The sequence below is a fragment of the Exiguobacterium sp. s59 genome (assembly GCF_018617475.1).
Lineage (GTDB): Bacteria > Bacillota > Bacilli > Exiguobacteriales > Exiguobacteriaceae > Exiguobacterium > Exiguobacterium aestuarii.
In genome coordinates this window covers 331,578-349,571 of sequence record NZ_JACSKG010000001.1, presented here as the reverse complement: position 1 = coordinate 349,571, position 17,994 = coordinate 331,578, and the positions used below count along the sequence as shown (strand labels likewise).

Genomic DNA, 17,994 nt, shown 5'->3' with positions numbered 1-17,994 from the left:
TCTTATCCCTCCATCATTAGAAGTGCTGGGTCTTCGAGCAAGCGTTTCACCATGTTAAGAGCGTTTTGTGCAGTCGCACCGTCGATGAGGCGGTGGTCAAAGCTGAATGAAAGTGCAAGTACTGGCGCAGCAACGATTTCACCGTTCTTCACGACAGCTTTCTCAGCGATACGGCCGATACCGAGAATCGCAACTTCTGGGTGGTTGATGACAGGTGTGAACCATTGTCCACCAGCTGAACCGATGTTTGTGATTGTGATCGATCCGCCTTTCATGTCTTCCCCAGCGAGCTTGCCTTCACGAGCTTTACCTGCAAGTTCGTTAATGTTTGTAGCAAGTGCATAGATTGATTTACGGTCTGCATCTTTTACGACTGGTACAACGAGTCCGTTGTCCGTGTCAGCTGCAATCCCGATGTTGTAGTAGTTTTTGTAGACGATTTCTTCGTTCACGTCATCGATTGAAGCGTTGATTGTTGGGAATGCTTTCGCTGCAGCAGTCAATGCTTTCACGACGAATGGCAAGTACGTGAGTTTCACGCCTTGGTCAGCCGCGACTTGTTTGAAGTCTTTGCGGAGTGCGACGAGTTTTGTAACGTCGACTTCGTCCATGAGTGTAACGTGTGGTGCAGTGTGTTTCGAGTTAACCATAGCTTTCGAGATGGCTTTACGGATTCCACGGATTTTCTCACGTGTTTCAAGTTCTGGAGTCGCTGACTCGTAAGGCTTGATTTCCGTTTTCGCAGCGGCTGCTGGTGCTACAGAATCTGTTTTCTCTGTTGTAGCTTCTGCAGACGGTGCTTCGCCGTTCGCGAATGCATCGATGTCTTCTTTTAAGACGCGACCGTTGTCGCCAGAACCGTTCACTTCACGGATGTCGACACCTTTTTCACGTGCATATTTACGGACAGATGGCATTGCGATGACACGCTCAGATTTGTGAAGTTGAACGTCGCGTGGCGCGTCTTCTTTCACATCTTCTTTCACGTCTTCTGTCTTCTCTTCTGCTTTCGGTTGTTCAGGTGTTTCTTCTTCCTCACCTGCTGGTGCGTCGCCTTCGATGTCAAATGTAATGAGGACGTCGCCGACTACGGCAACTGTACCTTCAGAAACTTTAACCTCTTTGACTGTACCGTCTACTGGTGCTGGGATTTCAACGACTGCTTTGTCGTTTTGTACTTCTAAAAGAACATCGTCCTCTTTGACCGTATCCCCTGCTTTTACGAACCACTTGACGATTTCACCTTCGTGAATACCTTCACCGATATCTGGTAATTTAAATTCAAATACTGCCACTGGTTTTTCCTCCCATCAATTCATCATGTAAACACGACAAGGGAGAACATTCTCCCTCATCGTTTATTCGACACGATCTTAGAAGTTCACAACTTCCTTAACTTTTGCAACGACATCTTTATGGTCTGGTAACCACATGTCTTCACCTTGTGCGAATGCGAAGACTGTGTCTGGTGCAGTTACTCGAAGAACTGGTGCTTCGAGGTGAAGAATTGCGCGTTCTTGAATTTCAGTTACAACGTTCGCTGCGATACCTGCTTGACGTTGTGCTTCTTGAACGACGATCGCACGACCTGTTTTCTTAACAGATTCTACGATTGTGTCGATATCAAGCGGGCTCACTGTCATGAGGTCGATGACTTCAACGTTGATGTTTTCTTTTTCAAGCTCTTCCGCTGCTTTAAGTGAAGTGTGCACCATCGCACCGTAAGTGATGATTGAAACGTCTGTACCTTCACGTTTCACATCTGCTTTACCGAGTTCGATTGTGTAATCACCTTCAGGTACTTCGCCACGGAATGAACGATACAATTTCATGTGCTCGAGGAACACAACTGGGTCGTTGTCACGGATTGACGCGATCAACAAACCTTTTGCATCGTACGGAGTTGATGGAATAACAACTTTAAGACCAGGTGTCTGAGCCATCAAACCTTCAAGGCTATCCGCGTGAAGTTCAGGTGTCTTAACTCCACCACCAAATGGTGAACGGATTGTGATTGGTTGGCTGTAAGCGCCGCCTGAACGGTAACGCATACGTGCCATTTGAGCTGCGATTGAGTCGAATACTTCGAATACGAATCCGAAGAATTGAACTTCCATGATCGGACGGAATCCAGTAAGACCTAGACCGATTGCAAGACCACCAATCCCTGATTCAGCGAGTGGCGTGTCGAAGACACGGTCTTCGCCGAGCTCGTCTTGGAGACCTTCCGTTGCACGGAATACCCCACCGTTTTTACCAACGTCTTCTCCGAAGAGAAGTACTTTCTCGTCGCGTTTCATTTCAACGCGCATCGCATCAGTAATCGCTTGGATCATTGTCATTTGAGCCATAACTTACTTCGACTCCTTTGCAGTATATTCTTCAAGCTGTTCTTTCAAGTTTGAAGGAAGTTCTTCGAACATGTTGTTGATGAAGTCCGAAACTTTTTGTTTTGGTTCTTTGTCCGCTTGGCTGATTGCATCTTTCACGTCAGCTTTCGCTTGCTCGATCACTTCGTTCTCCATGTCTTCGTTCCAGAGTTTCTTGTTCTCAAGGAAGAGACGGAAACGTACGAGTGGATCTTTTTCTTGGTACTCTGTATCGAGTTCTTTTGTACGGTAACGTGTTGGGTCATCCCCAGCGAGCGTGTGTGGTCCGTAACGGTAAGTGAGTGACTCGATAAGTGTAGGTGTTCCTTCAAGTGCATCTACGCGAGCTTGTTGTGTCGCTGCAAGCACTGCAAGAACGTCCATTCCGTCTACTTGAATTCCGTTGATTCCAGCTGCAACAGCTTTTTGCGCGATCGTTTTAGCTGCTGTTTGCTTTTCAACTGGTGTTGAAATAGCGAAGCGGTTGTTTTGAACGACGAAGATTGCTGGTGATTTGAATGCACCTGCAAAGTTCAATCCTTCGTAGAAGTCACCTTGTGATGAGCCACCGTCACCTGTGTAAGTAATAGCGACATTTTTGTTGCCATTGCGTTTGAGGCCCATAGCCACACCCGCAGTTTGAATGATTTGTGCACCGATGATGATTTGCGGCATCAATACGTTGACACCTTCAGGGATGCGGTTTCCTGCCACGTGTCCACGTGAGAACAAGAACGCTTGATAAAGCGGAAGTCCGTGGAATACGAGTTGTGGAATATCACGGTATCCTGGAAGAATCCAGTCCTCTTTGTCGAGCGCGTATTGCGTCCCGATCATCGTCGCTTCTTGACCTGCCACTGGCGCGTAGAATCCTAGGCGTCCTTGACGGTTAAGTGAGATGGCGCGTTGGTCCCAGATTCGAGTATAGACCATGCGGCGCATGAGTTCCTGAAGTTGCTCGTCCGTTAGGTCAGGCATTGCGTCTTGGTTGACGACCTCACCCTTCTCGTCGAGAATACGGAACGTTTGGAAGTTTTCTTCCACGTTTTGAAGTACCTGAACGTTGTTCATTCGTTTCACCTCATCCTTTCAACTATGAGACAATTGTCTTTTTTGTGATCAAACACTATCTCAAATCTTACGTGTATCTGTCCAAAAAAGCAATCTGTATTAACGTAATTCAGGAAAGTTATGCTCTCCTGCCGTTTCCTAGTTAGTATAAAACGGGTTGTTATAATAACGCAAAAAATATGCTTACTGAAATAAAACGCTTACATTCAAGGCATATGACATTCATTTTGTCTCTGTATCATTTTCGTTTCACCTTCTGTATCATCCACATTCCTTCCTGTTTAAATATGATATAATCAATCATATACGTTTTACAGAAAGGAAGTTGCATATGTTAACGATGAAAGACGTGATTCGCGAAGGAGACGAGCGACTCCGCGCTCGCTCAACCGAAGTACCGATTCCGCCAACTACAGAAGATTTGGCGTTACTCGACGAGATGGAGACGTTCCTCGTCAATAGTCAAGACCCAGAGATGAGCGAAAAATACGAGTTACGAGGTGGAGTTGGCATTGCCGCGCCACAACTCGGTGTGAACCGTCGTTTCTTCACAGTCTTGCTACAAGAAGAGGAAGAAACGTTTAAGCTTTCCATCTTCAACCCTAAAATCACAAGCCATTCCGTTGAACAAACGTTTTTAAATGGTGGGGAAGGCTGCTTATCGGTCGACCGCGTGGTCAAAGGAAACGTACCTCGTTTTCGTCGAATTACATTAGAAGGGTTCGACCGAGACGGACAGCCAATCAAGATGCGTCTCCGCGGAATGCGTGCCATCGTGTGTCAACATGAGCTCGATCATTTGGACGGCATTTTATTTTATGACCGCATCAATACATCGAACCCGTTAGACACTTACGGCGAACCGATTTAACATGTTTAGCTCGAGAAAAAGGGCACTGTTGTTACTATTCCCATTTTTATTTCTTTTAATCGGCGGATGTGTGCGCATCAATTACGATGCGACCGTTCACTACGATCAATCCGTTTCACTCGAAACCACATACGCTTTCCGTGACCACCCGGTGATGAAGTTGCTCAATCTAAGGCTCGACTGGGATACGTGGAAGGAACAGGCAGAAGACAACGGGTACGAAACCGAAGATTATTCGAGTGCCGATGACTATGAAGGAATGATCTTGAAGAAGACGTTTCGCAATGTGGATGAGTTGCAAGGAATTAAAGAAGAGTGGAAAACGGGACCAGCCGGTATTTTAGTCCCACCAGACATTCAGTTCGATATCGAACAGCGAGACGGCATCTGGTTCGACTCCTATACGATGCAGACGAACCTCGACCTCAGACTAGACCAGGTTGACTTACCGGGTGTCGAACTGTCGGGTTCGCCAAAGAAATTAGCTGAACGATATATCCGGCAAGCCGATATCCGCTTTAATTTGACCGTTCCGACCGGCGTGTTCGTGGAAGACGGGACCGGTCTCGACCTTCGCTCTATGAAACATGTGGAATGGCAAGTGTACGGCGGTCGCCAAAATAATTTGAAACTCGTCGCCCACGTCCCGAATATTAAAGCATGGGTGATCACCATCGTCGTGTTCGTGGCAGCGATCATTTTAGGGTATTTCATTTGGCGTAAGTATAGACGGAACGTCGGTAACCCTAGGGAAACATCGATTCGCTCACGACTGTTAGGATTATTGATCGTCTCACTCTCGCTCGTACTGATTGTCGGTACATTCCGACAAGAATTGGCGAATGAGCGGCAATCCGAGGCGATTCGCCAAGCGTCACAAACGAACGAATTCATTCCGACGTTCGCGGTACACGGCTTGCTTGGGACCGACCGAACCTTCTTGCGCTTCTCACAAGCGATGGAACAGAGCGGTCAAGCGACTGACGGTGCCCTTTGTACGGTAACTGTGAAGGGAAAAACTGACTGTGAAATTTATGACTATAGCTCGAATCGCCCGATCGTTCGAATCGAGTTCGAGGATGCAGAGGCTTCATTGAACAATCAAACGAAATGGTTGAATTCAGCTATCGAGACGTACAAGAAATCGAGAAATCGTTCATTCGACCGCATGTATATTCTCGGTCACAGTATGGGTGGTGTTGCCGCTGCCAACTATATCCTGAACCAGGAGACATATATCATCGATAAATTCGTCACGTTCGACAGTCCATTTGGCGGCACTCGGCTCGCAAATTTCGGGCTGTCCGCCAGTAATTTTGGAATCAATACCGGGAGCCCTGCCATTCGTGACTTGTCCCCGAATTCGGACGGGTTACAGGCGTTCCAATCAAAACTTGAGACGTGGCCACGTTCCGTACAAGTGCTGTCCTTCTCCGGACGAGGCGGTGAGTTCAATCTAATTGAGCCATCTAGTTCTCTGCTACTCGAAGAATATACGAATAACATTCAGACAGAGACCGTCCCGTACGATCACTTCTCGCTTCACCGTAAAAGTGATGTCTTGAAAGAGACCGGGAAGTTTTTGTACGAATATACGAACGAGTTTAATCCAATCGAAACGAATTGACGCCAAAACAGCTATCCTCATGTTGAGGATAGCTGTTTGTTTAATACGTCATCGTCCACGTTACTTTTTGAAGCCAATACATCACGTACTTGCCTAGTGGGAGATCGGTTTGAATCTCATCATATGCGACCGTGTACGTTCCGTCCTCATTGTTCCATAAGCGATTAAAATAATCATCAACTTCATTAAAGAAAGCTGTATCGACTTCACCTTTCACTTCGACGTCTGCTTCAAGGTTGTAATCGTTCATATTCCGAGTCGTATAGTTCCCTGACCCTAACATGACCGTCTTCTCGTCTCCGTCCACATATAAGATTTTCGGATGATATTGTTCCTTGCCGACGTCATACCATCGAATCTCGATTTGTTCAGGATTGACGGTATTCAGTTCTGCCGTCACCGGTAAATTCGGCAAGCCCGATTTCGAGCGACCGAACGCGTTCGTGTTTGGATCGAGAATCAGATTCACGGTCACGCCTCGACCTGCGGCATCCTCGATCGCTTGGATAATGTTTCGGTCAGCCAAATAGAACATCCCGATCCAAATCGTATCGCCGTCCTCCGCTCCATTCATCGCATCGAGCACTGATTCTTGAATCTTCCCTTCCGTGACGTAACGAATTTCCATCGGCGCCTCAGTCGGTGCACGCTCGATGCTAGATAGTGCCTCATCGTCCGGGAAGCGTCGGGCATCCCCTTTCGAGAACGTTGCGACCGCTTGCTCGCCTTCTACAATCTCTTTTAAAATCGGTCCTTTTAAATGGACCCCGACGTTCGAATGATATCCACTAGCATCATGTGGATTCGCTGATAACACGAACCCCTCATTTTCTGTCACCATCACCTTCCGATGGTTCGCTTTAATGTTTAATAGTCTCAAATAGGCACGAACGGTGATGTCTGGTGCCGACGAGGCCATCGGGTTTGGCAACCATCCGTCCTGACTATCGCCGAACCATTGGAGCGCCATCCGATAAAATGTGGAATATAAAATGTTTGGGTCACGCAGCGCGTCGAGGTTCGTGTACACGACTTCTACCCCCGCCTCCTCAAGCACATCGAAATGGTCGGAAACGTGTCCGTTATACGTTGTATTGATATCGTCTGTAATAAAGACGACCTTCAAGTCTGGGTAACGCTCCATTTGTTCAAGCAACGCCGAGGACAATCGTGATGTAATATCCGGATATTGCCGATCTTCGTTGGAATAAGGGTTAAATAAGAAAAAGTCCATAACGATATATTCTTCGGCTTCCCGAATCGCCCGCTCGACTTCGTTAAAAATTTCTTGCTCGACAATCTCCGTATCCTCCCCTTGGTATGTCAAATCATGAAGAAAATCAATTTGATCATCCGAAATGAGATAAGGTTCTGATTGTCGTGATACGCCATCCGGTAACGGTTTGACCTGGTGATACACGAGTGTGATGAGGAAAACGACAGCAATGATGGCCGCAATCCACTTAAACCACCCTTTTTTTCCTTTCCCCTTAGCCATAAACTCTCCTCCTTTACAGTTCAAAAAACGGGCTGTAGTCACCTACAGCCCGTTAGATCATACTTCCATAATAATCGGCAGGACCATCGGGTGTCTCCGCGTCTTTTGTGCCAAATACGGTGTGAGCGTATCGGATACGAGTTGCTTCATCTCCGACCACTTCATCTGTTTATTTGACAACCCTTGTTCGACGGTTTTCTTCAATAGACGTTCGCCGTCACGAATCAAGCTACCTGATTCACGCATATAGACGAAACCACGTGAGATGATATCTGGTCCTGAAACGAGTTTGCGTGTCTTGCCATCGATACTGATGACGACGACGACGAGTCCATCTTCAGAAAGGATACGACGATCCCTTAGTACAATATTCCCGATATCGCCAATTCCATTCCCATCAATGTAGACGGCGTTCGCAGAAATTTTACCAGTGACAGCAGCCGACTCAGAGTCGACGGCAAGCACTTCCCCGTTATCCATGACGAAGCTGTTTTCTTTTGGAATGCCGACCGATTCAGCGAGTTCGGCATGTTTCTTCAACATACGATACTCTCCGTGGATCGGCATAAAGAATTTCGGATTGAGAAGGCGAATCATCAACAATTGCTCTTGTTGCGAACCGTGTCCTGACGTGTGAATGTTCGTCAACTTCCCGTAAACGACGTCAGCCCCCGCTTTATACAATTGGTCAATCGTCTTCCCGACCGAGATAGCGTTCCCCGGAATCGGAGAAGATGAGAAGATGACCGTATCTCCAGGAATGATCGACACTTGACGGTGTGTCCCGTTGGCGATTCGACTAAGCGCTGCCATCGGTTCACCTTGTGAGCCGGTACAAAGAATGGCGATCTCATTCGGGTCATAGTGACGCATTTGATTCGCTTCAATGATCATCCCTTTTGGAACGTTGATGAATCCGAGTTCTTGCCCAATCGTCATGACCTTCTCCATCGAACGACCAAAGATCATGAGATGACGTCCTGTTTCGGCACACGCATCGACGACTTGTTGTAATCGATAAATGTTTGAAGCGAACGTTGCGAAAATGATTCGACCATCCGCTTTACGGAACGTCTCGCTAATCGTTCCGCCGACGACGCTCTCACTCATCGTGAAGCCTTCGACTTCCGCATTTGTCGAGTCAGACAAGAGACAGAGCACACCTTCTTTTCCAATCTCCGCCATCTTCGCGAGGTCTGCCGGTTCACCGACTGGAGTGAAGTCGAACTTGAAGTCACCTGTATGGACGATGTTCCCTTGTGGTGTTTTCACGACCACACCGAGTGAGTTCGGAATCGAGTGTGTCGTCCGGAAGAAGGAAATACTCGTCTTCCGGAACTTGATGAGTGAATCCTCATCAATTTCATGGAGTTCCGCCTCACGCAACAATCCATGTTCCTCGAGTTTTACTTTAATCAAACCGAGCGCAAGTTTCGTAGCGTAAATCGGTAACTGGACTTGCTTGAGTAAGAATGGAATCCCCCCGATATGGTCTTCGTGACCGTGCGTGATGAATACCCCTTTTACTTTGTCCTTGTTTTTAATCAAATACGAGTAATCTGGAATCACATAGTCAATCCCAAGCAAGTCATCCTCTGGGAACATGATTCCCGCATCGATGACGATGATTTCATCTTGGAATTGAACAACGTATGTGTTCTTCCCGATTTCTCCTAGTCCGCCTAATGCGAACACGGCTGTTTGGTGGTTCTTAACAAACTTCATTTAATCTCTCCTTACTTCAATTATTAATACATCTATGTGAAACATAAGTGATTCTCGAATATGTCCGTAAGATTCTTTTTTCATTATAGCTCATTTCATGGCAATATTTCACTAACGATGTGATATTCGTGGTAGTTTCCCTATTTCGTGTTATCCTTTTAGTGGGTTTGAAAAACATATTTTTTAGACAAAGAGAAAGAATGGTGAATCACATGGAAGATCAAAAAGTTGTTTTTTTCGACATTGACGGCACGCTCTTACATGAAGGCAGCTATATTCCACCTTCGACGATTTCAGCAATTCAAGCGCTGCGCGAAAACGGTGTCGAGACGTTTATCGCAACGGGGCGAGGACCGGCGATGTTATCGGACATCCCAGAGCGCGTTGGAATCGATAGCTTCGTTTGTTACAACGGCCAAATCGTCGTGCATCAAGGTGAGATCGTGTATCGCAACACGCTATCTAAAGATGCGCTCGGTCGTTTGACGACTCACGCCACTTCGAACGACCATACTCTCGTCTATCTCGGACAAGACCGTGGAGGTGCCTCTAAACCGGATGACGCCATCGTCAAACAATCGCTTGGAGAGCTCGATATGCCGATTCCTCGTTATGAACCAAACTTCCATGCGAAAGAAGACGTGTATCAGACGCTCCTTTACTGCACACCTGAAGACGAGCATCACTATCTCGATGCCTATCATGAGTTTGACTTCATCCGCTGGCATCCGCATGCGATGGACGTCATTAACAAAGGCGCCAGCAAAGCTGACGGCATTCGTCACTTTATCGAAGCGAACGGCTATCGTCTCGAGAATACGTATGCGTTCGGAGACGCGTTGAACGACTTGGCTATGCTCCAGTATGTAGGTACAGGCATTGCCATGGGAAATGCCCGTTCTGAAGCGAAGGACGTTGCGGACTTCGTCACGAAATCAATCCTTGAAGATGGAATCGAATACGGATTGAAAGCGATGAAGTTAATCTAAAAAAAGACCTGCTTGAGTCAAACCGCCGAGTTGGATCAATCGATTCAACGATCACGGTATCGCTCAAGAGGTCTTTTTGTTTTTACTTCGAGCGTAACGTTCGCTCGAGCCGGTCTAGATCGGTATCTTTCCCGATGATAATTAAAATATCTTCCGATAAGATCATCTCATCTGCCTGCGGAGAAATGAGGACATCATCATCACGACGAATCGCGACAATGTTGACTCCGTACTTCGCCCGTAAGTCCAAATCGATGAGTGATTTATTCGATAGCTTGTCTGATGCTTTGATTTCGACAATCGAATGCTCATTTGATAACTCTAGATAATCCAAAATGCTCTGGCTCATCAATCCGTTTGCGATTCGAACACCCATATCACGTTCCGGGTGGACGATGTTATCCGCACCGATGCGACGGAGAACTTTTTCATGGTAATCGTTCGTCGCTTTGACGGTGATGATTTGGACGCCAAGTTCCTTTAAAATCAACGTCGTTAAAATCGAAGCTTGAATGTTTTCACCGATGGCGACGATGACGTGTTCAAAGTTACGAATCCCCAAACTCTTCAACACATTTTCATCTGTCGTATCCGCGATAACCGCATGAGTTGCCAGCCCCATAAACTCATTGACGCGTTCTTCGTCTGAATCGATGGCGAGGACGTCATATCCGTTTGAAGACAATTCACGGACGATCGACCCACCAAACCGTCCTAATCCAATGACTGCAAATTCACCTGTCATGATGCTACATCCCTTTCCTACACCTGTTCTCTTCTTGATTCTTCGTTCAGTGTAACTGATTCCCTTTCAAAACTCTACATAAAAAACAAAGACGGGATCTCCTTATATGAAGGAAACCCCATCTTTCAAATCACGCTTTTCCGCTCGAACGTTTCCCGCGCACATAATCGTTGTCAAACAGGAACAAACGGAGTAACAAATAGAGGGCCGGAACGAGAAGGAGCAATCCTAAGATGAACACGATGACGAGTGCCACCGCCATCGACTCGTTGACGACGCTTCCGTTGATATCGATGTACGGATACAAGATATACGGTAAGTGTGAATATCCGTAGCCGAACCATGCCATGAAGAATTGTCCCATGACCATCAAGAAGGCAATCCCATAGTTTCGTTTCATATAGACGAATGAGACGGCAATCACGAAGAAGAGGAAGCTCATCGCGAACCACCACCAGTTCCCTCCGAGAATGCTCTCATAATGCCAAGCTGCCTGCGACTTCAAACCGAAGAAGACGAGACCTGAAGCGATGATCGTCGGAACGCTCCAGAAGAGCGCCCATTTTCTGACGAGTTCGATCGCACCTTGATCGCGCGCCTTGTCCGCATAGAACAATAGGAACATTGCGCTAATATACAACACTGAGACAATCGCTAAAATAACGACTGTCCACGAGTAAAAGTTCGTGAACAATTTCGCCCCATCGAAGAAGACGCCATTCTCGGTTTCAGTGATGAAGCCACCTTGGCTGACCGTCAATACTGTCGACATCGAAGCCGGGATGAGTAATCCCGTGGCCCCGTATAGAAACATATATAGCGTACTTTCTTTCGACCCGTAGTTGGCGAACGCGTAAAAACTACCGCGAATCGCAAGTAAGATCAACACGACTGACGCTGGAACGAGTAGCGCCGTTCCATAATAGTAGGCCGTATCCGGAAAGAATCCGACAATCCCGACGAAGAAGAAGACGAAAAACACGTTCGTCACTTCCCACGTCGGTGACAAATACCGTTTGACGAGACGGTTCACTAAGTGGTCCCGTTTCGTATAACGGCTATAGAATGCGAAGAAGCCAGCACCGAAGTCAATCGATGCGACGATGAGGTAGCCGTACAAGAATGTCCATAAGACGGCAATCCCTAACTCTTGAATTTGCATGTCATACCCTCCGATCACACATCATCCGCAAACATCGCTTCACCACGATGTTCGGATTGTTTTAGTTCTTTCCCTACTGGGTTCTCTTTGAACAGACGTGATAGTACGACTACCGTGACTGTTCCGAGTACCGCGTAGAGGATCGCGAAAGCGACAAGCATCCAACCGACATTCGCCGACGTCGTAGCTGCTTCACTCGTACGCATCAATTCATAAAGCGCCCACGGTTGGCGACCAAATTCAGCGAAGAACCAACCGAATTCGATGGCTGCCATAGCAAGCGGTCCACCGGCTGCAATCGCAAAGAGCATCGGTTTACTGAACTGGTTCAAACGTTTAATATAACGCCCTAATACGAATAGGAAGGAGATGAGTGCGAGAAGCATCCCAATCCCGACCATCGCATCAAACAAGTAGTGAACAAAGAGCGGTGGTTGGTCTTCTTTAGCAAATTCATCGAGACCCGTCACTTCATAGTTCGGGACACCACCGGCGAGAATGGAGAGCGCGTAAGGAATTTTCAATGCGCCTCGGACTTCATATCCGCCTTCTCCGTCATCTTCTAACCAACCACCGAGAATCAATTCTGCCTCGGAGGAGGTTTCAAAATGCCATTCTGCTGCTGCTAATTTATCTGGTTGATACTGAGCCAAATATTTACCTGAGAAATCTCCGACGAGTGCTGTCGCGATCGCAAAAATCAAAGCAACTGTCATCGTCAAACGAAGACCTTTTTTGTGATACTCAATCGACATCTTGTCAAGTTGATTACGACGCTGACGCAACAATTGTACGGCTGCGATCGCAGCTAAGATGAACGCAGATGTTAAAATCGCAGATGTCAGTACGTGTGCCATCTTCGTCGGCATAGCCGGACTGAACATCGCCTCAAGCGGACTGACGTTCGCCAAACGACCGTCTACGATATCGAACCCTACAGGTTGGTTCATAAAGCTGTTTACTGTTGTGATGAAGAACCCAGAGAACAATGCACCGACCGCGACTGGAATCCCGACCAGCATATGGTGCCATGGATTTTTAAAACGATCCCACGTGTACAAGTAAATCCCGAGGAAGATCGCTTCAAAGAAGAACGCGAACGTCTCCATGAATAGCGGGAGTGCAATTGTTTGACCCGCAACGCGCATCAAGTTCGGCCATAATAATGAAAGTTGTAGACCGATTGCCGTACCCGTTACAACCCCGACCGCAACCGTCACGACATAACCGCGTGACCACCGGCGAGCCATAAGGGTATATTTCGGGTCTTTTTTACGAATCCCTAAAAATTCTGCCAATAAGATTAAAAGTGGAACCCCGACGCCGAGTGTGGCAAAAATCACATGAAAACCTAACGTGAGTGCCGTCAATGCTCGACTCATCAGGACAGGATCTTGAAACATCTATTGATTACCTCCTATCTCTCTCTATCGCTTCGAACCCATGTATGAAACGACAATCACAGATGAATACCCTTCGATACTTACATCATAATGATTTTATATTGCGCTGTAATGTCTCAATGCTCGAGTTCGCAAAATGTTCACATTTGAGCAATCGCCACAAAATCGTCGCTTTACATGCATCTTTCTTTCCCCTTTTCTCCCTCGTTCACTCTTTTTCGGGCACACTAAAAGCGGTCGCAACTGCGACCGCTCACGTCATTGAATCATGACTGTACGGAAATAATGGTCGAACAATTCGATGGCCACTTCAATCGCCCGTTCATCCGGGTTGAGTGTTGATTGATGGAGACCTGATCCCATATCGTTCACACCGAGCCAAACCATGAACCCCGGAACTTGCTTCAGCATATAACCGAAGTCTTCACCTGTCATGGCAGGGACACACGTCTTATACGAATATCCCACTTCTTCGACCGCTTCTTCGAATTGATAGAGGTAGCGCTCATCATTGACGACCTCATGATAGCGATTGCCGAATTCCAGGTCGATTTGAACGTTATAGGTCATTTCGACACCGGCGATGATTTGACGAATCCGACTCTCGAGTACGACCATCTCCTTGTCAGACAGCGCGCGTACCGTCCCATCTAATTTGGCCGTATCGGCGATGATATTTTCTTTTGTTCCAGCCGCGACTTTCCCGATACTGACGACTGCACTGCCCATCGGATCAATGTTCCGTGACACGATTGTTTGCAGTTGCATGATGAGGGCGGCTTGGACGATGACGGCATCGATTCCTGCGTGTGGGAAGGCGCCGTGTCCTCCTTTTCCATGAATCGTAATATGCAGTTCGCGTGCACTCGCGAATAATACGCCTGGTCTAGAGGCCACCATCCCAACCGGATATTCCGGTGCGACGTGTAATCCGAATAAGGCGTCCGGACGGAAGTGATAGAACAATTCAGATTTCGCCATCGGTTCTGCCCCGCCCGGCCCTTCTTCAGCAGGTTGGAAGAAGACGACAAGATGGTGATTGAACGGGACTTCGACCGCCCGCTTAATCAATCCGAGCGCAATGGACATATGAACGTCATGACCACATGCATGCATCATCCCTTCATGAATCGATGCAAATTCTAAACCCGTCTCCTCGGTAATCGGCAGCCCATCCATGTCGGCGCGATACCCAATCGTTTTCTCACCGACAAGACCGTCTACGCGGACGAAGAGACCCGTCCGCCAATGGGTGATATGAACACGTGGCGAATCAAGCGAACGGATCAATTGCTCGAGTGTCGCTTGTGTTTTGAATTCTTCATATCCTGCTTCTGGAATTAAATGCAGTTGTCTTCTTGCTTCGATTGCCCAATTCATCATTCAGTCTCCTTCGTAACTTCTTCAACAATGTCCCAAAATGCTTGAACTTGTGCCAATTCTAACATCGATTCTGTCGACAGCATCCATGTGTCCCGAACGAGCGGCACGCCGCCTGACGAGGTTAACGGAATCTTATTCATCTCATTGACATCTTTGATGGTGGACTCCGGTAAAATCGCAAAGCCGATTCCGTGCAATGCCATCTGTTTGCATGTCTCAATCTGGTCGACGACGAGAGTGGTGAGCGGCGGGCTTGAAAAGCGCTCCTGCCACCATTCTAATATTTCCTGGTAATATGTCGAGTCACTCTTAAATTGAATGAACGAGCGCTCGTTATTTTTGAGTTGGGCGAGGTCTGTCATTTTCAAATCGACCAAGTGCAGGGAGTCGGAGAACAGCTTCATACGCTCCCCGCGCCAATCCGGATTCCCCCGAATGATACCGATATGAAAATTCTCTTCGAGCATGTAACGCATCATCTCACTCGACCATCCAGTGACCAATTTGACTCGGACGGACGGATAACGCTCTACGAACGTCTTTAGCACTTTCGGGAGCCAGTACTGCCCCATGATGGAAGCGACCGCAATTTTTAACGTCCCATATACTTCCCCTGGATTCGCGGTCAACTCGCTTCGTAGTTCTTGTTCCTCACTGTACATTTTTTTAGCGAACTCGATGATTTTTTCCCCATCTGGCGTCAAGGCAAGACCACGAGTCGAACGGACAAAGATCTTTTTCCCCCATTGATGTTCGATGGTCACGAGCCGTTGACTAAGCGCCGGCTGGGAAACGAATAATCGTTCCGCCGCTTTACGCATATTCAATTCTTCTGCAAGGATAATCAACACTTCTACTTCCGATACTTGCATGACGTCACCTGTTTCTCTATCGTTTGAAAGATTGTATACTGAATAAGTATTTGTTTCAATGTATCATATCATGTTTATGAATCAATTTGAGTGTTAGGAGGAAATCTGATGCAACGCCATCATTTCGCCTTTATCGTCGCCACCGTCGCGACGCTCGGCAGCCTATATTTTTCTGAAGTCATGCTTTTCTTACCATGTAAACTATGTTGGTTTCAACGCATCTTTATGTATCCACTTGCCATCTACTACTTGACGATCATGCTGACCGCCCGTGACGTGAATCGATTATTCGTCGGCATCATGGCCGGTGCCGGATGGTGTATCAGTCTCTATCACGTCATTCTAGAGCGAATTCCGAACGGAGATGCCTTCTGCACGAATGACTGCCTCATTCGCTGGGTGAACTACTTCGGCTTCGTCACGATTCCGCTACTCAGCTTCATCGCATTCACATGTATTTTGATGATTCAATTCGTCCCATTCAAAAAGGCGTGAGACGCAAAAAAGGAGAAGCCGTCATGATGACAGCCTCTCCTTTTTTTATTGCCACCACTCGTCGTATAGAGAAGCAGGCATATGATGTTTGTGACGTGAACGTTTGAAAATCGTCTCGATTCGCTCTGCAATCACTGGGTCGACAGACTTACCTTCTAAATAGTCATCGAGCTGATCATACGTCATACCGAGTGCCACTTCGTCAGGAAGTCCCGGGCGACCATCTTCAAGGTCTGCTGTCGGGACTTTATAAATGACACGCTCATGCGCTTCTAGTTCATGAAGCAAAGCCTTCCCTTGACGTTTGTTTAGACCAGTCAACGGCGTGAGGTCACATGCCCCATCCCCATGCTTCGTGTAAAACCCTGTCACATATTCGGCTGCATGATCCGTACCGACAACGAGGGCGCCGAACGTCGCTGCGATATCATACTGTGCTTTCATTCGCTCACGTGCCTTCGTGTTCCCTTTATGGAAGTCACTCAATTCCAACCCTGTCGCTTGGCGGAACGCTTCTACCGATGCATCGACGGCAGGTTTGATATTGACCGTGAGCGACTTGTCCGGGCGAATGAACTCAAGGGCGAGTTGCGCATCGTCTTCGTCATGTTGTTCACCATACGGTAACCTTACCGCGTAAAACGTATAGTCTAAAGCTTCTTCTGCGCGAAGTTCTTCCATGGCGAGCTGACATAGTTTCCCTGCCAAACTTGAGTCTTGACCTCCCGAAATTCCGAGTACAAGACCTTTAGCGCCCGCACGTTTCACATACGCTTTTAAGAAATCGATTCGTTGACGAATCTCTGCTTTCGGATCGATGGTCGGCTTGACATGTGTTGATTCGATAATATGTTGTTGCATGAATGACCCTCCCATAATTCTCTCATTTCGTTTTATTGTCTGATAATTCACAAACCCCGTCAACTAGCGACACAAAAAAGAAAGACGGAAACATTCGTTTCCGTCTCGCGATTATTGAATTTGGAATGACGTGACGTCCCCACCGATTGGCGTCAATTCGAGGAATAGTTTTTGTCCTTCAGCTGGCGCTTCATCGAGCAACACACCAAACGTGAAGCTCCCCCCCGTCACTTCGGCAGCACCTTGTGCGTACAGGTTATGGCCGTCTGACACAGACCACTCAAACTCCACTTCTTCCGTGAAGCCACTGACTTGAATCATCGTACCATTCACATCGATCTTAACATCGCGGAACGCACCATCTGTTTGCGGTTCAGATGAAGGTGTTTCTTCCGGCGTTTCTGTAGTGTCCTCTTCTGGCTCTTCTACAGCTCGTTCAACAGTGAAAGAGGTCTCATCCGTCACAGCAATCTCTGGTGCCCCGTCGACTTGACCGAGCCCAATCACTTCGACCGAATATTCACCAGCCTCTAGTTCTAACGGGAATACTTCATCAAATACCTTTTGTTCATCCGCTTCCCATGTCTCTTCGATAATCGATTCTGTGAACATATACTCGCTACCATAATCAAACACAGTTTCGTCACCTTGTTTAACAATCAATTGAAAGCGTTGTGACGAGTTAAACGTCACGTTCGCTGCTTCTTCATTCGGGTTCGCCATTTTGACAGTTGCTGATAATGTATTAGCTGACGCATCATATGCGACTTCGGTGTCAAGTGTTAATGGAGCTGGTGGTTCGGACGAATCACTATTCACTTGACTCGGTTTCGCCTCTTCTTTTCCACATCCTGCTACGACTAGTATGATTGCCGTCACAACGGCGAGTAACCAAGTTTTTTTCATGGATCCCACTCTCCTCA

Annotated in this window: 16 protein-coding genes; 4 read left to right on the top strand and 12 right to left on the bottom strand. The window is 47.3% G+C overall.

Annotated features, from left to right (window positions below; all coding sequences use genetic code 11):
* Positions 1-2: 2 nt before the first annotated feature.
* From KNO91_RS01800 to pdhA, 3 genes are all read right to left on the bottom strand, one after another.
* A complete protein-coding gene (locus KNO91_RS01800; RefSeq protein WP_214794210.1) occupies positions 3-1,295 on the bottom strand; it encodes a dihydrolipoamide acetyltransferase family protein in 1,293 nt (430 codons plus the stop codon).
* A 78-nt stretch (positions 1,296-1,373) separates the two neighbouring features.
* Entirely contained in the window at positions 1,374-2,351 is a 978-nt protein-coding gene (locus tag KNO91_RS01795) for an alpha-ketoacid dehydrogenase subunit beta (protein ID WP_074034993.1), read from the bottom strand.
* A gap of 3 nt (positions 2,352-2,354) precedes the next feature.
* Positions 2,355-3,440, bottom strand: a complete 1,086-nt coding sequence (gene pdhA, locus KNO91_RS01790) for a pyruvate dehydrogenase (acetyl-transferring) E1 component subunit alpha (RefSeq protein ID WP_214789099.1) — start codon at positions 3,438-3,440, stop codon at positions 2,355-2,357.
* A 331-nt stretch (positions 3,441-3,771) separates the two neighbouring features.
* On the opposite strand from pdhA, the gene def reads away from it, so the two are divergent.
* Together def and KNO91_RS01780 are read left to right on the top strand one after the other, a co-directional pair.
* A complete protein-coding gene (gene def / locus KNO91_RS01785; RefSeq protein ID WP_214794212.1) occupies positions 3,772-4,311 on the top strand; it encodes a peptide deformylase in 540 nt (179 codons plus the stop codon).
* Position 4,312: 1 nt separating this feature from the next.
* Positions 4,313-5,938, top strand: coding sequence for an alpha/beta hydrolase (locus tag KNO91_RS01780; RefSeq protein WP_214815824.1), 1,626 nt, complete (start codon positions 4,313-4,315; stop codon positions 5,936-5,938).
* Positions 5,939-5,978: 40 nt separating this feature from the next.
* Here KNO91_RS01780 and KNO91_RS01775 read toward each other — a convergent pair whose 3' ends face one another.
* The gene (locus tag KNO91_RS01775; protein ID WP_214815821.1) at positions 5,979-7,436 is read right to left on the bottom strand and encodes a phospholipase D family protein; all 1,458 of its coding nucleotides are present in this window, start codon (positions 7,434-7,436) and stop codon (positions 5,979-5,981) included.
* A 57-nt stretch (positions 7,437-7,493) separates the two neighbouring features.
* On the bottom strand, positions 7,494-9,161 hold the full coding sequence (gene rnjA, locus KNO91_RS01770) for a ribonuclease J1 (protein ID WP_015881254.1): 1,668 nt from the start codon (positions 9,159-9,161) through the stop codon (positions 7,494-7,496).
* Positions 9,162-9,361: 200 nt separating this feature from the next.
* Here rnjA and KNO91_RS01765 point away from each other — a divergent pair, with 200 nt between their 5' ends.
* Entirely contained in the window at positions 9,362-10,150 is a 789-nt protein-coding gene (locus KNO91_RS01765; protein WP_214815818.1) for a Cof-type HAD-IIB family hydrolase, read from the top strand.
* Positions 10,151-10,232: 82 nt separating this feature from the next.
* Here KNO91_RS01765 and KNO91_RS01760 read toward each other — a convergent pair whose 3' ends face one another.
* The 5 genes from KNO91_RS01760 to KNO91_RS01740 form a co-directional block, all read right to left on the bottom strand.
* Positions 10,233-10,895 carry a potassium channel family protein gene (locus KNO91_RS01760; RefSeq protein WP_214695570.1) on the bottom strand — a complete coding sequence of 221 codons (663 nt, stop codon included), beginning with the start codon at positions 10,893-10,895 and terminating at the stop codon, positions 10,233-10,235.
* Positions 10,896-11,025: 130 nt separating this feature from the next.
* Entirely contained in the window at positions 11,026-12,057 is a 1,032-nt protein-coding gene (locus tag KNO91_RS01755; protein WP_214794220.1) for a cytochrome d ubiquinol oxidase subunit II, read from the bottom strand.
* 14 nt (positions 12,058-12,071) lie between these two features.
* Positions 12,072-13,460, bottom strand: coding sequence for a cytochrome ubiquinol oxidase subunit I (locus KNO91_RS01750; RefSeq protein ID WP_214794222.1), 1,389 nt, complete (start codon positions 13,458-13,460; stop codon positions 12,072-12,074).
* Positions 13,461-13,718: 258 nt separating this feature from the next.
* Entirely contained in the window at positions 13,719-14,840 is a 1,122-nt protein-coding gene (locus KNO91_RS01745) for an N-acetyldiaminopimelate deacetylase (protein WP_074035009.1), read from the bottom strand.
* Positions 14,840-15,715, bottom strand: coding sequence for a transcriptional regulator CcpC (locus KNO91_RS01740; RefSeq protein WP_214789121.1), 876 nt, complete (start codon positions 15,713-15,715; stop codon positions 14,840-14,842). Before KNO91_RS01740 ends, KNO91_RS01745 begins: the two co-directional genes overlap by 1 nt.
* A 108-nt stretch (positions 15,716-15,823) precedes the next feature.
* On the opposite strand from KNO91_RS01740, the gene KNO91_RS01735 reads away from it, so the two are divergent.
* On the top strand, positions 15,824-16,210 hold the full coding sequence (locus KNO91_RS01735; protein WP_214789124.1) for a disulfide bond formation protein B: 387 nt from the start codon (positions 15,824-15,826) through the stop codon (positions 16,208-16,210).
* A 45-nt stretch (positions 16,211-16,255) separates the two neighbouring features.
* On the opposite strand, the gene nadE is transcribed toward KNO91_RS01735, so the two are convergent.
* On the bottom strand, positions 16,256-17,071 hold the full coding sequence (gene nadE, locus KNO91_RS01730; RefSeq protein WP_214789128.1) for an ammonia-dependent NAD(+) synthetase: 816 nt from the start codon (positions 17,069-17,071) through the stop codon (positions 16,256-16,258).
* A gap of 111 nt (positions 17,072-17,182) precedes the next feature.
* Positions 17,183-17,977, bottom strand: coding sequence for a BsuPI-related putative proteinase inhibitor (locus KNO91_RS01725; RefSeq protein WP_214794227.1), 795 nt, complete (start codon positions 17,975-17,977; stop codon positions 17,183-17,185).
* Positions 17,978-17,994: the final 17 nt, after the last annotated feature.

Coding starts and splice junctions, on each gene's coding strand:
- KNO91_RS01795 (WP_074034993.1), bottom strand. CDS start 2,351: ATGGCTCAAATGACAATGATCCAAGCGATTACTGATGCGATGCGCGTT.
- pdhA (WP_214789099.1), bottom strand. CDS start 3,440: ATGAACAACGTTCAGGTACTTCAAAACGTGGAAGAAAACTTCCAAACG.
- def (WP_214794212.1), top strand. CDS start 3,772: ATGTTAACGATGAAAGACGTGATTCGCGAAGGAGACGAGCGACTCCGC.
- KNO91_RS01780 (WP_214815824.1), top strand. CDS start 4,313: ATGTTTAGCTCGAGAAAAAGGGCACTGTTGTTACTATTCCCATTTTTA.
- KNO91_RS01775 (WP_214815821.1), bottom strand. CDS start 7,436: ATGGCTAAGGGGAAAGGAAAAAAAGGGTGGTTTAAGTGGATTGCGGCC.
- rnjA (WP_015881254.1), bottom strand. CDS start 9,161: ATGAAGTTTGTTAAGAACCACCAAACAGCCGTGTTCGCATTAGGCGGA.
- KNO91_RS01765 (WP_214815818.1), top strand. CDS start 9,362: ATGGTGAATCACATGGAAGATCAAAAAGTTGTTTTTTTCGACATTGAC.
- KNO91_RS01760 (WP_214695570.1), bottom strand. CDS start 10,895: ATGACAGGTGAATTTGCAGTCATTGGATTAGGACGGTTTGGTGGGTCG.
- KNO91_RS01755 (WP_214794220.1), bottom strand. CDS start 12,057: ATGCAAATTCAAGAGTTAGGGATTGCCGTCTTATGGACATTCTTGTAC.
- KNO91_RS01750 (WP_214794222.1), bottom strand. CDS start 13,460: ATGTTTCAAGATCCTGTCCTGATGAGTCGAGCATTGACGGCACTCACG.
- KNO91_RS01745 (WP_074035009.1), bottom strand. CDS start 14,840: ATGAATTGGGCAATCGAAGCAAGAAGACAACTGCATTTAATTCCAGAA.
- KNO91_RS01740 (WP_214789121.1), bottom strand. CDS start 15,715: ATGCAAGTATCGGAAGTAGAAGTGTTGATTATCCTTGCAGAAGAATTG.
- KNO91_RS01735 (WP_214789124.1), top strand. CDS start 15,824: ATGCAACGCCATCATTTCGCCTTTATCGTCGCCACCGTCGCGACGCTC.
- nadE (WP_214789128.1), bottom strand. CDS start 17,071: ATGCAACAACATATTATCGAATCAACACATGTCAAGCCGACCATCGAT.
- KNO91_RS01725 (WP_214794227.1), bottom strand. CDS start 17,977: ATGAAAAAAACTTGGTTACTCGCCGTTGTGACGGCAATCATACTAGTC.